Annotated in this window: 13 protein-coding genes; 4 read left to right on the top strand and 9 right to left on the bottom strand. The window is 71.9% G+C overall.

The features are described from left to right. Positions 1 to 31: 31 nt before the first annotated feature. From ABZ719_RS00435 to ABZ719_RS00445, 3 genes are read right to left on the bottom strand one after another with little or no spacing between them, the layout of a single operon-like run. The gene (locus ABZ719_RS00435) at positions 32 to 349 is read right to left on the bottom strand and encodes an STAS domain-containing protein (RefSeq protein WP_366723027.1); all 318 of its coding nucleotides are present in this window, start codon (positions 347 to 349) and stop codon (positions 32 to 34) included. Further along, positions 346 to 1,686: a SpoIIE family protein phosphatase gene (locus ABZ719_RS00440; RefSeq protein ID WP_366723028.1), complete on the bottom strand. Its 1,341-nt coding sequence runs from the start codon at positions 1,684 to 1,686 to the stop codon at positions 346 to 348. Before ABZ719_RS00440 ends, ABZ719_RS00435 begins: the two co-directional genes overlap by 4 nt. Beyond that, positions 1,686 to 2,489: an alpha/beta hydrolase gene (locus ABZ719_RS00445; RefSeq protein WP_366723029.1), complete on the bottom strand. Its 804-nt coding sequence runs from the start codon at positions 2,487 to 2,489 to the stop codon at positions 1,686 to 1,688. The genes ABZ719_RS00440 and ABZ719_RS00445 overlap by 1 nt, the downstream gene beginning before the upstream one ends. 195 nt (positions 2,490 to 2,684) lie before the next feature. Between ABZ719_RS00445 and ABZ719_RS00450 the strand changes: the two genes are divergently transcribed. Together ABZ719_RS00450 and ABZ719_RS00455 are read left to right on the top strand one after the other, a co-directional pair. Continuing rightward, on the top strand, positions 2,685 to 3,551 hold the full coding sequence (locus ABZ719_RS00450) for an RNA polymerase sigma factor SigF (RefSeq protein ID WP_366723030.1): 867 nt from the start codon (positions 2,685 to 2,687) through the stop codon (positions 3,549 to 3,551). 222 nt (positions 3,552 to 3,773) lie between these two features. After that, entirely contained in the window at positions 3,774 to 4,451 is a 678-nt protein-coding gene (locus ABZ719_RS00455; protein WP_366723232.1) for an ATP-binding protein, read from the top strand. A gap of 229 nt (positions 4,452 to 4,680) precedes the next feature. Here the strand turns inward: ABZ719_RS00455 and ABZ719_RS00460 are convergent, their stop codons facing one another. Further along, positions 4,681 to 5,178: a DUF2231 domain-containing protein gene (locus ABZ719_RS00460; protein ID WP_366723031.1), complete on the bottom strand. Its 498-nt coding sequence runs from the start codon at positions 5,176 to 5,178 to the stop codon at positions 4,681 to 4,683. Positions 5,179 to 5,485: 307 nt separating this feature from the next. After that, entirely contained in the window at positions 5,486 to 5,656 is a 171-nt protein-coding gene (locus tag ABZ719_RS00465; protein ID WP_027758556.1) for a hypothetical protein, read from the bottom strand. A gap of 401 nt (positions 5,657 to 6,057) precedes the next feature. Between ABZ719_RS00465 and ligA the strand changes: the two genes are divergently transcribed. Continuing rightward, positions 6,058 to 8,157: an NAD-dependent DNA ligase LigA gene (gene ligA / locus ABZ719_RS00470; RefSeq protein ID WP_366723032.1), complete on the top strand. Its 2,100-nt coding sequence runs from the start codon at positions 6,058 to 6,060 to the stop codon at positions 8,155 to 8,157. Between the two features lie 221 nt (positions 8,158 to 8,378). Here the strand turns inward: ligA and ABZ719_RS00475 are convergent, their stop codons facing one another. The 3 genes from ABZ719_RS00475 to ABZ719_RS00485 form a co-directional block, all read right to left on the bottom strand. Beyond that, entirely contained in the window at positions 8,379 to 8,753 is a 375-nt protein-coding gene (locus tag ABZ719_RS00475) for an ester cyclase (protein ID WP_366723033.1), read from the bottom strand. A 680-nt stretch (positions 8,754 to 9,433) separates the two neighbouring features. After that, positions 9,434 to 10,171 (bottom strand): aminoglycoside phosphotransferase family protein, encoded by a 738-nt coding sequence (locus ABZ719_RS00480; protein ID WP_366723034.1) that lies wholly within the window; start codon positions 10,169 to 10,171, stop codon positions 9,434 to 9,436. A gap of 290 nt (positions 10,172 to 10,461) precedes the next feature. Further along, on the bottom strand, positions 10,462 to 10,887 hold the full coding sequence (locus tag ABZ719_RS00485) for a MarR family transcriptional regulator (protein WP_366723035.1): 426 nt from the start codon (positions 10,885 to 10,887) through the stop codon (positions 10,462 to 10,464). A 97-nt stretch (positions 10,888 to 10,984) separates the two neighbouring features. On the opposite strand from ABZ719_RS00485, the gene ABZ719_RS00490 reads away from it, so the two are divergent. Continuing rightward, positions 10,985 to 11,626, top strand: a complete 642-nt coding sequence (locus ABZ719_RS00490; RefSeq protein ID WP_366723036.1) for an MBL fold metallo-hydrolase — start codon at positions 10,985 to 10,987, stop codon at positions 11,624 to 11,626. 193 nt (positions 11,627 to 11,819) lie between these two features. Here ABZ719_RS00490 and ABZ719_RS00495 read toward each other — a convergent pair whose 3' ends face one another. Then, positions 11,820 to 12,410, bottom strand: a complete 591-nt coding sequence (locus ABZ719_RS00495) for a TetR family transcriptional regulator (RefSeq protein ID WP_366723037.1) — start codon at positions 12,408 to 12,410, stop codon at positions 11,820 to 11,822. Between the last annotated feature and the right edge of the window lie 10 nt (positions 12,411 to 12,420).

Below are 12,420 nucleotides of genomic sequence, written 5' to 3' on the forward strand. Positions count from 1 at the left end.
AGCGGGTGGGGGGTACCGCCGGGTGGAGGGCTCAGTCCGGCCGGATGGTGAAGACCTGGTCGAGTCCGACGATGGCCAGGACGCGCAGGGTGTTGGCGGGGACGCCGGCCAGCACGATGCCGGCTCCGGCGGCCTGGGCGTGCTGGCGGGCGGCGAGGAGGGCGGTGATGCCGGTGGAGTCGCAGAACTCCAGTCCCGACAGGTCGATCACCAGGCACTGGTCCGCGCTCAGCACGAGTCCGTCGACCTGTTCCCGCAGGGCGGCCGCCTGGGCGTAGTCGAGTTCGCCGGCCACCCGCAGGACGGGGCCGGTGGGGGTTTCGCGTCGGGTGATGTTCAACGGGCTCATCGCAGGTGATTCGTTGCCGGGCGGGTGGGGACGGGGCGCGGCGGGACGCCGACCGCCAGGAGCGCGGTGTCGTCGTCGAGGCCGTCACCGAAATTCTTCAGCAGTTCGCCCAGGGCGGCGATCGTCTCCTGCGGTGTCGCGGGGGCGAGGTCGCGGGCGAAGGCGTGCAGGGCGTCCTCACCGTACAGGTCGTCCCGGGCGGGGCCGGTGCGCGCCTCGGTGAGGCCGTCCGTGTAGAGCAGCAGGGTGTCGCCGGGGGCCAGGGTGGTCTCGGTCGTGCCGACCGGGGCGCTGGGCAGGACACCGACGAGCAGGCCGCCGGGGGTGGGCAGGAACTCGGCGCGGCCGTCGGCGCGCAGCACGAGGGCGGACGGGTGGCCTCCGGAGGCGAGGCGCACGGTCATGTGGCCGGCCTCGTCGCCGGGTTCGACGACGCCGTGGACCACCGTGCAGTAGCGGGGGTCCCCGCCGGCCGAGTACCGCTCGTAGAGGACGGTGTTCAGTGTGGTGAGCGCGGCGGCGGGCTCCGGGTCGTGCAGGGCCGCCGCCCGCAGGGTGTAGCGCGTCAGCGAGGTCAGGGCAGCCGCTTCCGGCCCCTTGCCGCACACGTCGCCGAGGAAGAACGCCCAGCGTTTCCCGTCTATCTGGAAGAGGTCGTAGAAGTCGCCGCCGAGGCGGTGCGGCGAGGCGGTGTGGTAGTACACGGCCGTCTCCAGTCCGGCCACCGCGGGCAGGGAGTCGGGCAGCAGGGACCGCTGCAGCACGGTCAGCGCGTGGGCCAGCCTCGCCCGGTCCGCCTCGGCCTCCCGGCGGGCCGCTTCGGCTTCCGCCCGCGCCTTCTCGGCCTCCGCCCGGGCCTTCTCGGCGTCCTGCCGGCGGCGCAGCAGTTCCTCTTCGTAGGCGCGCCGGTCGGAGGCGTCGACGACCGTGGTGCGGATCAGCAGCGGCTCGCCCTCGCTCCCGTACTTGACCTGGGACGAGACCAGGACCGGCAGACGGCCCCCGCCGGCGGTCTTCATCTCCAGGGCGATGCCGCGCAGCTCGCCCTGCATCCGCAGCAGGGGCGCGAAGTGCGTCTCGTGGTACAGCTTGCCGCCCACGCTGAGCAGGTCGGTGAAGTACCGGCGCCCGACCAGCTCCTCGCGCGCGAGGCCGAGCCAGTCCAGGAGCGTGGTGTTGATCCGGGCGATCGTGCCGTCCATCATCGTGGAGAGGTAACCGCAGGGCGCCGACTCGTACAGGTCCTCGGCGCTGTCCTCCAGGAGCGCGGTGAAGGCGGCGTCGGTGACGCTGTCGCCCGTCTCCCACGGGTCCGGCTGCTCGCCGGTGCGGCACATCACAGCAGTTCTTTCAAGAAGTCCAGGATCGCGTCCGAGGTGGCCTCCGGGGCGCTCAGCTGGGGGCAGTGGCCGGTGGCGTCCAGCGTGACCAGGCGGGAGCCGGGGACCGCCGCGTGCACGAAGGCGCCGACCTCGCGGGGCGCGATGACGTCCTGTTCGCACTCCAGCACCAGCGTGGGCACGCTGACGCTCTTGAGGTCCTCGCGGCTGTCGGACAGGAAGGTGGTGCGGGCGAAGACCCGGGCGATGTCGGGGTCGGTGGCGCAGAAGCTGTTGGTCAGCTCCCGCCCCAGCTCGGGGCGGTCCGGATTGCCCATGATCACGGGGGCCATGGCGGAGGACCAGCCCAGGTAGTTCGACTCCAGGGAGGCGAGCAGTTCGTCGATGTCGTCCGCCGTGAAGCCGCCCCGATAGCCGTCGTCGTCGATGTAGCAGGGGGACGGGGCCACCATCACCAGCGCTCCGATCCGCTCCGGCGCGGTCCGGGCCGCCAGCACCCCGATCATCGCGCTGACCGAGTGGCCCACGAACACGGCCCGCTCCAGATCCAGCTCCTGGCAGACCTCCACCACGTCGAGGGCGTAGCCCTGCAGCGAGGAGTACCGCTCCTGGGTCCACGCCGACAGGTCGGACCTGCCGGATCCCACGTAGTCGAACATCACCACCCGGTGCCGCTCGGCCAGTGCGGGCACGATCGAGCGCCACATGTTCTGATCGCAGCCGAAGCCATGAGCCAGCACCACGACCGGTCCGTCGGCGGGGCCCGTGATCGTCACATTGTTCCTGCGGCGGATGTCCATGCCCGCCATCCTCCCACTCGGCACGACGCGCCCCGCAGGCGGTTCACGACCACTCCGCATCGCGGTGGTGTCCCGCGTGCCGGATCCGGTGGGAATAGGCGCGTGGTCCGGGGGTACGAGTGCCACGGCATCGGCCGTCCGGACCGCGGGAGCGGCCGGACCGATCACGGGAGGGGCATCGACATCATGGGGCCCATGAGCGCGACGCGCGCGGCGGCGGCACACTCGCGGACGGACGCGGTGGACGGCCGGGCGGCCGGGCTGCCGGACATCGCCGATCCCTCGCGGGTGGCACCCAAGGACGCGCGGGAGCTGTCGCGGCTGTTCTTCGAGCAGTTGGCGGTGCGGGAAGAGGGCACGCACGAATACCAGTACGCCCGCAACACGCTGATCGAGATGAACATGTCCCTGGTGCGGTACGCGGCGGGGCGCTTCCGCAGCCGGGGGCCGGAGGAGATGGAGGACATCGTCCAGGTCGGCATGATCGGCCTGATCAAGGCGATCGACCGGTTCGAGCTGTCCCGGGAAGCGGAGTTCACCTCCTTCGCCATCCCCTACATCGTCGGCGAGATCAAGCGGTTCTTCCGCGACACCACGTGGGCCGTGCACGTCCCGCGGCGACTGCAGGAGGCCCGGGTCCAGCTCGCCCGCGCCACCGAGGAGTTGCACAGCCGCCTGGGCCGCACCCCCACGGTGCGGGAACTGGCGGAGCTGATGAGTCTGTCCGAGGACGAGGTCCGTGAGGCGCGTCTGGCCGCCAACGGCTACAACTCCTCCTCCCTGGACGCCGGTCTCAGCGGCAGCGAGGACGACGAGTCCGCACTGCAGGACTTCATCGGCACCGAGGACACCGCCCTGGAGCTGGTGGAGGACTTCCACGCCCTCGCCCCCCTGATCGCCCAACTCGGCGAGCGGGACCGGCGGCTGCTTCACATGCGGTTCGTGGAGGAACTCACGCAGGCGCAGATCGGTGAACGCCTCGGGGTCTCCCAGATGCACGTCTCCAGACTGCTCTCGCGCTGCCTGGCCCGGCTCCGCGCGGGCATGCTCGCCGCCGGCTGACCCGCACCGTCCGCGCCTGTCGTATGCCCGTCGCTGCCGTGGCGGGCATACGCCGTGCCCGGCGCCACCCCCGAAGAAGACGGAGCGGATCGCACACAGTGGGGGCAACGCCCCCCGGCCACACCGGTGGAGGGTGCATGCTTGGCAGCGTGTCACATCACCGAGCCGGGTGAACTGTGGTCAGGGACGGGGGTCGACGTGAAGGGGCGGAGCGACTGGCCGGTGGGCAGCCGCCGCGACGGCGGAGCGGCCTGGGAAGAACCGGGAGCAGCGGGAGACGTACGCACCGCGGGAGAACCGCGGGCACCCGGAGACGTACGCACCGCGGGAGAAACGCGCACAGCAGGAGACGTACGCACCGCGGGAGAAGCGCGGGCAGCGGTAAGGGCGGGCACAGCGGGCGAAGGCGGCGGAGCGCAGGAAGCGGAAGGAGCAGAGGAGGCGGAAGGGGCGCGGACGACGGTCACCCTGTCCGGCGAGGGCGCCTGCATCGCCGAAGCACGTGCCTGCGCCGCCGCCTTCTTCGCCCGGGGCAGCGCCGCCGGTCATCGCTCGCCGGTGCCGGAACGTGTCGTGGGCCTGGTCCAGCTGGTGGTCAGCGAACTGGTCACCAACGCCTGCAAGTACGCGCACGGGCCCGTCGTGCTGCGCCTGTGCCTGGCCGGCGGAACGGTCCGGGTGGAGGTGTGGGACAGCGCCCCGGTCTTCCCGACGGCACAGGCTCCGGACCCTCACCGGGTCGGCCGGCACGGCCTCGAGATCGTGCGGGCCGTGGCGAGCGTGCTCACCGTACGGAGCGAGCGGGGCGGCAAGACGGTCGTCGCGCACATTCCGCTGGGCCCCGGCGAAGCCGTGGACACCCCGGCCACGCGCCCGCACCCGGGCACGACGACGGTGTGACCGCACGGCGGGAGCGCACGCTCGGACACGACGACGATGTCACCGGACGGCAGGACCGCACGCTCGGACACGACGACGATGTCACCGGACGGCAGGACCGCACGCTCGGACACGACGACGATGTCACCGGACGGCAGGACCGCACGTGTGGTCACTACGGCGATGTGACCGGACGGCGCCGGAGCGTGCTGGACGTCGGCGGCCTGTCCGCCGTGCCGTCCCGCTCGGTTCACCCGCCCGACGTCGTCCTCCCGACAGCGTCCTGCCAGGCGGCCTTGGCCCCCGAGTCACCGATGCGGTAGACGTCCACGACGGCTCCCCCGGCCACGACGAGGGCCAGCACCGCGGCCGCGACCCGCACCGGTGCGGTGGTCCAGCGCGAGGTGCCCGACGGTCCGGAGGCGGCGGTGCGGCGGGCCGCCCACCAGACGACGACCGCGAGGACGAACAGGCCGGCGGCCCAGGGAAGCAGGCCGTCGCCGAGTTCGGCGTGCCGGCGCACCAGCGCGTTGCTGGCGACGTGCTTCTCCAGCCACTCCCCCGCCCCCGTGGTGAGGGGAACGCTCACGAGCGTGACCAGGGCGAAGAGCGGCAGGGCGACACCCAGGCGCCGTGCCGCCGCGGGCCAGGCGGCGCAGAGCACGAGTGCCAGCGCGGTCAGCGGGACGAACACCACGACGACATGCACGAGCAGGACGTGTGCGGGCAGGCCGTTGATCAGACTCATGGACGGTTCCTCCGGCTGGTGGGCAACGGGGCTGGTCTACGGGACGCGCCAGAGTCGCACAGCAACCTCTCAGGCTCTTCTGACCCACTCGTGTCCCCGCCGGGCCGGTGAACCTGTAACCCCGCGGGGGGTCATCCAGCGGCAGCGTGTCCGTTCCGCCCCGAGGCTCGCCCCCCGACTCCCACGCGCCCGCCCGCTGCCCCTTCAGGACGCATGGGCCGAGGCGGTTCCCCGGCCGTTTCCCGGACAGGCCTGTAGGGCCCGGCCGATCCGGCCGGGCCCTACAGGGAATATGTGAGGTGTCAGGTCACCATCGATACCAGCGACCGCGACCGCCCCCGGCGTTGGTGGAGCGCATGACGAACCCGAGCAGCCACACCACCAGGACGATCAGCGCCACCCACCACAGAATCTTGAGGGCGAAACCGGCGCCGAAAAGGATGAGAGCGAGAAGCAGGACCAGCAAAAGGGGAACCATAGTTATCAACCTCCTGACCCACCGAATGCCCTGCATCGTGGCGCGCATTCCTCGCAATCTCCTTTGTTTATGAGGGAAAAGCGGGGGCATGAGCGGTCACCGCCCCGGTGGAAGCCACTGTTCCGTGTTTCCTTTCCCCGGCAAACACTGACGACCGGGGGAAACAGGGGCGGCAATACCTTGAGACGGATCACGCACCGCCGCCGCCTGAACCGCGCCTCACGCGGGGCAGAACGCCGTGTGGGCGGCCCGCGCGGGGTCCAGGCCTTGGGCCCTTCCTGCGGTGACCGCCGAGCGTCCCTCGGCGGAGAGTGCCGGGTGCGCCGCTGCCCTCACCTGTGCGCAGGGGGCCCGCCCCGCTGAACCGGGCGATGTCAGTGGTGGCGGGCAGGATGGCAGGCATGACAACACCTGCAGCTGTGATCAAGGATGCCGCCGCCTACGCGCAGGCGGTCGAGGACGCGGTGAAGGCGTCGGCGGCCTACTACACGGGCGGGACGTCGGCCTTGGACGACGACGCCTACGACCGGTTGGTGCGAGGCATCGCCGCGTGGGAGGCCGGACATCCTGATCAGGTGCTGCCCGGCTCTCCGACGGGGAAGGTCGCCGGCGGTGCCGTGGAGGGCGATGTCCCGCACACGGGGGCGATGCTGAGCCTGGACAACGTGTTCTCGCCGCAGGAGTTCACCGCCTGGACCGCCTCCCTGGCCCGGCGCATCGGCCACGAGGCCGAGCGGTTCAGCGTCGAGCCGAAGCTCGACGGGCTCGCGGTCGCCGCCCGTTACAGAGGCGGTCGCCTGAGACAGCTGCTCACCCGCGGCGACGGGACGGCCGGGGAGGACGTCTCGCACGCGATCGGCACCATCGAGGGCCTGCCGGACGAACTCGCCGAGCCGGTCACCGTGGAGGTGCGGGGCGAAGTCCTGATGACCACCGCTCAGTTCGAGCACGCCAACGACGTGCGCACCGCGCACGGCGGGCAGCCGTTCGCCAACCCGCGGGGCGCCGCGGCCGGCACCCTGCGTGCCAAGGAGCGCGCCTACACCCTGCCGATGACGTTCTTCGGTTACGGCCTGCTGCCCCTGCCCGGCACCGAGGCACCGCTTGCCGCGCGGCTGGGTGAGGCGGCGCACAGCGACCTCATGGCCCAGGCCGCCGCGTACGGCATCCACACCACCGCCGGGACCCCGGTGGCCGGCATCACCGCCGGAACCGTCGAGCAGGTGCTGGCCCGTGTGCAGGAGATCGCCGCCCTGCGGGCCGAGCTGCCCTTCGGGATCGACGGGATCGTCGTCAAGGCCGATCTGGCCGCCGACCAGCAGGCGGCAGGGTCGGGCTCACGCGCCCCACGCTGGGCGATCGCCTACAAGCTGCCGGCCGTCGAGAAGATCACCCGCCTGCTCGATGTGGAGTGGAACGTCGGCCGCACCGGCATCATCGCCCCGCGCGCCGTCCTGGAGCCGGTCGAGATCGACGGCGCCACCATCACCTACGCCACCCTCCACAACCCGGCCGACATCACCCGGCGCGGCCTTCGCCTGGGCGATCACGTCATGGTCCACCGGGCCGGTGACGTCATCCCCCGCGTCGAGGCCCCCGTCGCCCACCTGCGCACCGGCGGCGAACAGCCCATCGTCTTCCCCGAGACGTGCCCGCGCTGCGGGTCCGGCATCGACGCCGGCGAGCAGCGCTGGCGCTGTGAGAACGGGCGCAACTGCCACCTGGTGGCCGCCCTGTCCTACGCGGCCGGCCGCGACCAGCTCGACATCGAGGGCCTCGGCCACACCCGTGTCGTCCAGCTCGTCGACGCCGGTCTCGTCACCGATCTCGCCGACCTGTTCACCCTGACCCGCGAGCAGCTGACGGGCTTGGAGCGGATGGGGGCGACCAGCACCGACAACCTCCTCGCCGCCATCGCCGCCGCCAAGGGCCGGCCGCTGTCCCGTGTACTGTGCGCGCTCGGGGTCCGCGGCACCGGCCGCTCCATGTCCCGCCGTATCGCCCGGCACTTCGCCACCATGGACGACATCCGCGCCGCGGACGCGGAGTCGATGCGGCAGGTCCAGGGCATCGGCACCGAGAAGGCCCCCTCGATCGTCGCCGAACTCGCCGAACTCGCCCCCCTCATCGACAAACTCGCCGCCGCCGGGGTGAACATGACCGAGCCCGGCGCCACCCCGCCCACCTCGTCCGCCGGCGAGATCCGCGGCCAGGAGGAGGACCCCGAGCGTGCGGGCGGACCGCTGGCCGGCATGACCGTGGTCGTCACCGGCGCGATGACCGGCCCGCTGGAGAAGCTCAGCCGCAACCAGATGAACGAGCTGATCGAACAAGCCGGCGGCCGCTCGTCCTCCAGCGTCTCCAAGAAGACCGGCCTCGTCGTCGCCGGAGACGGCGCGGGCTCCAAGCGGACGAAGGCCGAGCAGCTCGGTGTCCGGCTGGCCACCCCGGACGAATTCGCCACCATCATCGCCGGCTACCTGAACCAGCCTGCCGCATGACCGGGCGGCGCCTCACCCCGTGAAGGGGTCCTCCACCGTCGGCACGTACGGCGACAGCAAGGCTTCCGTGTGCCGCGTGACCCTCGCCGCCGAGGTGCGTCATCGGCTGGGGTCTCCCGGTCCGTGGCACCCGTGGTGCTCGACCAGGGAGTTGAAGACGGCGCTGGACACCGGGTGTGTGACCCCGCCCCGCCCCGAGAGCGCGTCCAGGAGGCGAACCGTCAGCCGTTGACGCCCAGTTGGGCCAGCAGGGTCTCGTTGTCCTCGATGTGCCAGTCCTCGATGATCTTGTCGGTGCCGACGTCCTGGATGTCGATGGCGCCGAAGTCGACGCTCTGGCCCTTGCCCTGGACGCCGTCGAAGGTGCCGGTAAAGTGTCCGCGGAAGACCAGCCGCGCGGTGATCTTGTCACCGGTGACCAGCAGGTCGGACAGCTCGCAGGTCAGGTCCGGCACCGCGGTACGGAAGTTCTTCGAGGCGAAGACCGGCCCGGCGGGGCCCTGCGGCCGGCCGGCGGCCAGGGTGTTGTCCTTGAACCGCGGGCTGACGGCGGCCTCCAGGTACGTCTGCCGCCCGGTGTTCCAGAAGGTGTACAACTGCTGGGCCAGGTGGACCTCCCGGGCCGCTCGCTCCGCGCCGATCGAGCGGCCGACGGTGATGGCCCGGGGTCGGCACGGAGCAGACTCCCGCCGCGCCCCTGCTCGCCGCCGCCGGACTCGGTCCGGCCCTGGTTCCCGCCAACGTCGTCCCGCCCCACTTCGACGGCGCACTGCTCCGCCCCGATCCCCCGATCCGCCGCACCCTCACGGCCTACACCCGCACCCGCCCCGACCCCCTCACCGTCGCCTTCACCGAACTCCTCGCCGGCCAGGCCCTTGTCAACCCGGCCGGTTTCCCGCCCACCGCCCCGCTCCCGCCCCGGACGGACGCCCCCGCGCGATCCGCCGGATGAACCTGGGCGGGCCGAGCTGAGCCGGCGTCAACTGGTGTGCGCCCGCCGGCGGGGAATCCTGTGCACACGCATGCGCACAGGCGTACTCACACCCATGTGCCGCCCGCCTCACGGCGACGACCACGCCGGACGGTGACGTTCTTGAGGAGGCAAGAGATGGCAGGCGGGAGGGGGAGGCGGCCTGCTCGTCCCGGCGCAACACACTCGTAGCCGTACGCCCGCACACCCTCACCGCCGGGATGTCAGCACGCCGGCCTCAGCACGCCCATCTCGGCACGCCATCTCCGCACACCGATCTCAGCCACCTATCTCCGCACACCGGTCTCAGCACGCCGATCTCAGCACGTCGACCTCGCAGCCCGGCGCGGACGGGTCGAAGCCGTGCTCGACCAGCCAGCGAACCGCCAGCAGGCTCCGCAGCGACCACCAAGCGCGAATCACGTCGAGGTCGACATCAGTGCCGTAGCCGGCCACGACGTCGCCCAGGTGCTCCTCGTGTCCGAGCGTCAACGTGGCAAGGTCGAACAGCGCATCGCCCGGGGCCGCTTCGGACCAGTCGATGATGCCGGTGACCTCGTCGCCGTCGACGAACACGTGTGAGATCTGCAGATCGCCGTGTGTGAAGACGGGAGTCCACGGCCGGAGCGCCGCCTTGGCGATCCGGCGGTTGCGGGTGACCAGGTCGGCGGGCAGGACTCCGTTCGCCATGAGCCATTCGCACTCGACGTCGAGGTCCTCCGCCAGCTCGTCGAGGCCCCGGCCGGCCCAGGGCGGCAACGGCGCGTCGTGCAGCTTCCGGAGGGCGGCACCCGCCGCCGCCCATGCCGCCGGCGGCGCGGTGGACGGCTCGCCGAGGCGCCCGAGCGCCTTTCCCGGGACCGCCGCGATGGCCAGCACGGACGGCTTGCGCCACAGGACCTCCGGTGTCGGGACCGGCGCCAGGGCCATCGCCTCGGCCTCGGCGTCGATGCGCGCCTGATCGGCGTCCACCTTCAGGAACACGTCGCCGACGCGCAGGGTCGCGCGCTCGGAATGGGCGACGACGACCTTGACCTCATCCATGGCGACCAGTATCCCGGGACGACCGCCGACACCGCCGGGAATTTCGCGTGGGACGGTGTGACTGACCGCGTCCCGCCGCCCGGCGGTCCTGCGCGCGGCACCGGCCGCCGCCCCGGCCGCCGCCCGGACCGAGCCCGCTCCTTCCGTCACGAGTCGCACGAACGGCGGGCACGCAGCCAGGCAGCAGGCAGCAGGCAGCAGGCAGCAGGCAGCAGGCAGCAGGCAGCAGGAGCAGCGTGTCGTGGGCGGTGCGGGTGCGTCTTGCCGGCGTACGGGTGTCCGGGCGCGGGTCACTGTCCGGTGATGCGGGTGACCAGGCGGGCCAACAGGGGGACACACTCCCGGAGTTGACGCCGCTCGTCGGGACTGAGCGCGTCGCGGATGGCGGTGTCGAGCCAGTCGGCGCGCTGCGCGCGTTCCCGCTCCAGGCGGGCGCGGCCGGCGTCGGTGATGTGCAGCAGGAGCTTGCGGCCGTCAGTGGGGTGGGGCTCCGCGCGGACGAGTCCGTTGCCGGTGAGTTCCTTCACGGATTTCGCGGCTGCCTGGTGGGTCACGCCGCGCAGGTGGGCGAGGTCGGCCGTGGTCTGCGGGCCACCGCGGTCGAGATGGCCGAGGACGGCGGCTTCGCCGGGGGACATGGTGTCCGCGGCCCGCACGGCGCGCACCAGCTCACCGATCACCTGCCGCAGGTCTTCGGGCAGCGCGTCGTCTTCCATGCCCTCACCCTAACAGACGTATGTAACCTAGGTGTATAAGTTGGTTGTACAGATTGGCTGTATACCTTTCCCGCTGGAAGGAAACCGGGACATCACCATGCACCTCACGAAGTTCGGCCATGCCTGTGTGCGCATCGAGAAGGACGGCCGCCGCCTGGTCGTCGACCCTGGCGGCCTGACCGAACCGCACGCAGTGGACGGCGCCGACGCCGTCCTGGTCACGCACGAACACTTCGACCACTTCTCCGAAGAAGTGCTCCGCAAGGCCGCCCGGAACAACCCGGCCCTGAAGATCTGGACCAACTCCTCCGTCGCCAGGCTGCTGGACGGTCTCGGCGCCCAGGTCAACGCCGTCGGGGAGGGGGAGGCGTTCACCGCGGCCGGCTTCGACGTGAAGGTCCACGGGACGTGGCACGCGCCCCTCCACCCCGACATCCCGCGCATCGGAAACATCGGCTTCCTCGTCGACGACGCCCTGTTCCACCCGGGGGACGCGCTGACGGTCCCGGGCACCCCCGTGGACACCCTCCTGCTGCCCGTGCACGGCCCCTGGTCCACCACCGGGCAACTCGTCGACTACGTGCGCGCGGTGGCCCCGCAGCGGACCTACGCCATCCACGACGGCGCGCTCAACGATGTCGGCACCGCGATGATCGCCGGCTTCCTGGGCGACAACGGCCCCGGCACCGGGGCCGCCTACCACCGCCTGACCGCGGGCACCTCCGTCGAGATCGGCTGAGGCTCCGTCGAGCAGCCCGCGGCGCACACCGTACGGCACCCGGCCGGCTTCGGCGACGGGCCGCGGCGTACGCCGCGCGTCACCCTTCCGGCGACGGGCCGCGGGTCTCCGCGCGAGGAACACCCCGCGTCCGCCCGCCCGGCATGCGTGCCGCTCGGCACGAGAGACGGCCGGCGATCACCTGCCGGAGAGGTCAGCTCCCGGGCTGCGCCCGTGTCGGTGAGGCGGTCGCGGAGAGGGCGCGCAGATCGTCGAAGGCCTGCCGGAGGTGCGCCTCCAAGCTCCGGGAAGGGTCGTCGATCCAGGCCTGTGCCGCGTGGTGAAAGGCGGCCCAGCCGGTCTGAGCGGCGAGGCCGGCCAGCCGGTCGGGGACGCCGCGCCCCCGCAGCGCCTCCGCCACGGCTTCGGTGAGCGACGCGGCCTTGGCCAGGTCGCGTTCGCGCAGCGCCGGTGTCACCGCGATGATCGCCAGTCGCGGTTCGGAGAACGGGCGGTTCTCCTCGAGGATCCGCCCGGCTTTCCGGAACGCGTGGAGCAGCACTTCGAGCGGCTGAAGATCCTCGGGTGCTTCGGCCACCGCTCGCGTCAGGGCTGCGCGCAGGTCGGCCTCGCCGTCGAAGAGGACCTCGCGCTTGTCCGGGAAGTGGCGGAAGAACGTGCGTTCGTTGACGCCGGCCCGGGCGGCGATCTCCGCTGTGGTGGTCTGGTCGAAACCGCGTTCCCGGTACAGCTCCAGGGCTGCCTGCTGAAGGCGGCGTCGCGCTTCTGCTCCGCTCCGTGGCACGCCCGAACGA

Origin of the sequence: Streptomyces sp. NPDC006743, assembly GCF_040703815.1 — a bacterium.
Classification (GTDB): Bacteria; Actinomycetota; Actinomycetes; order Streptomycetales; family Streptomycetaceae; genus Streptomyces.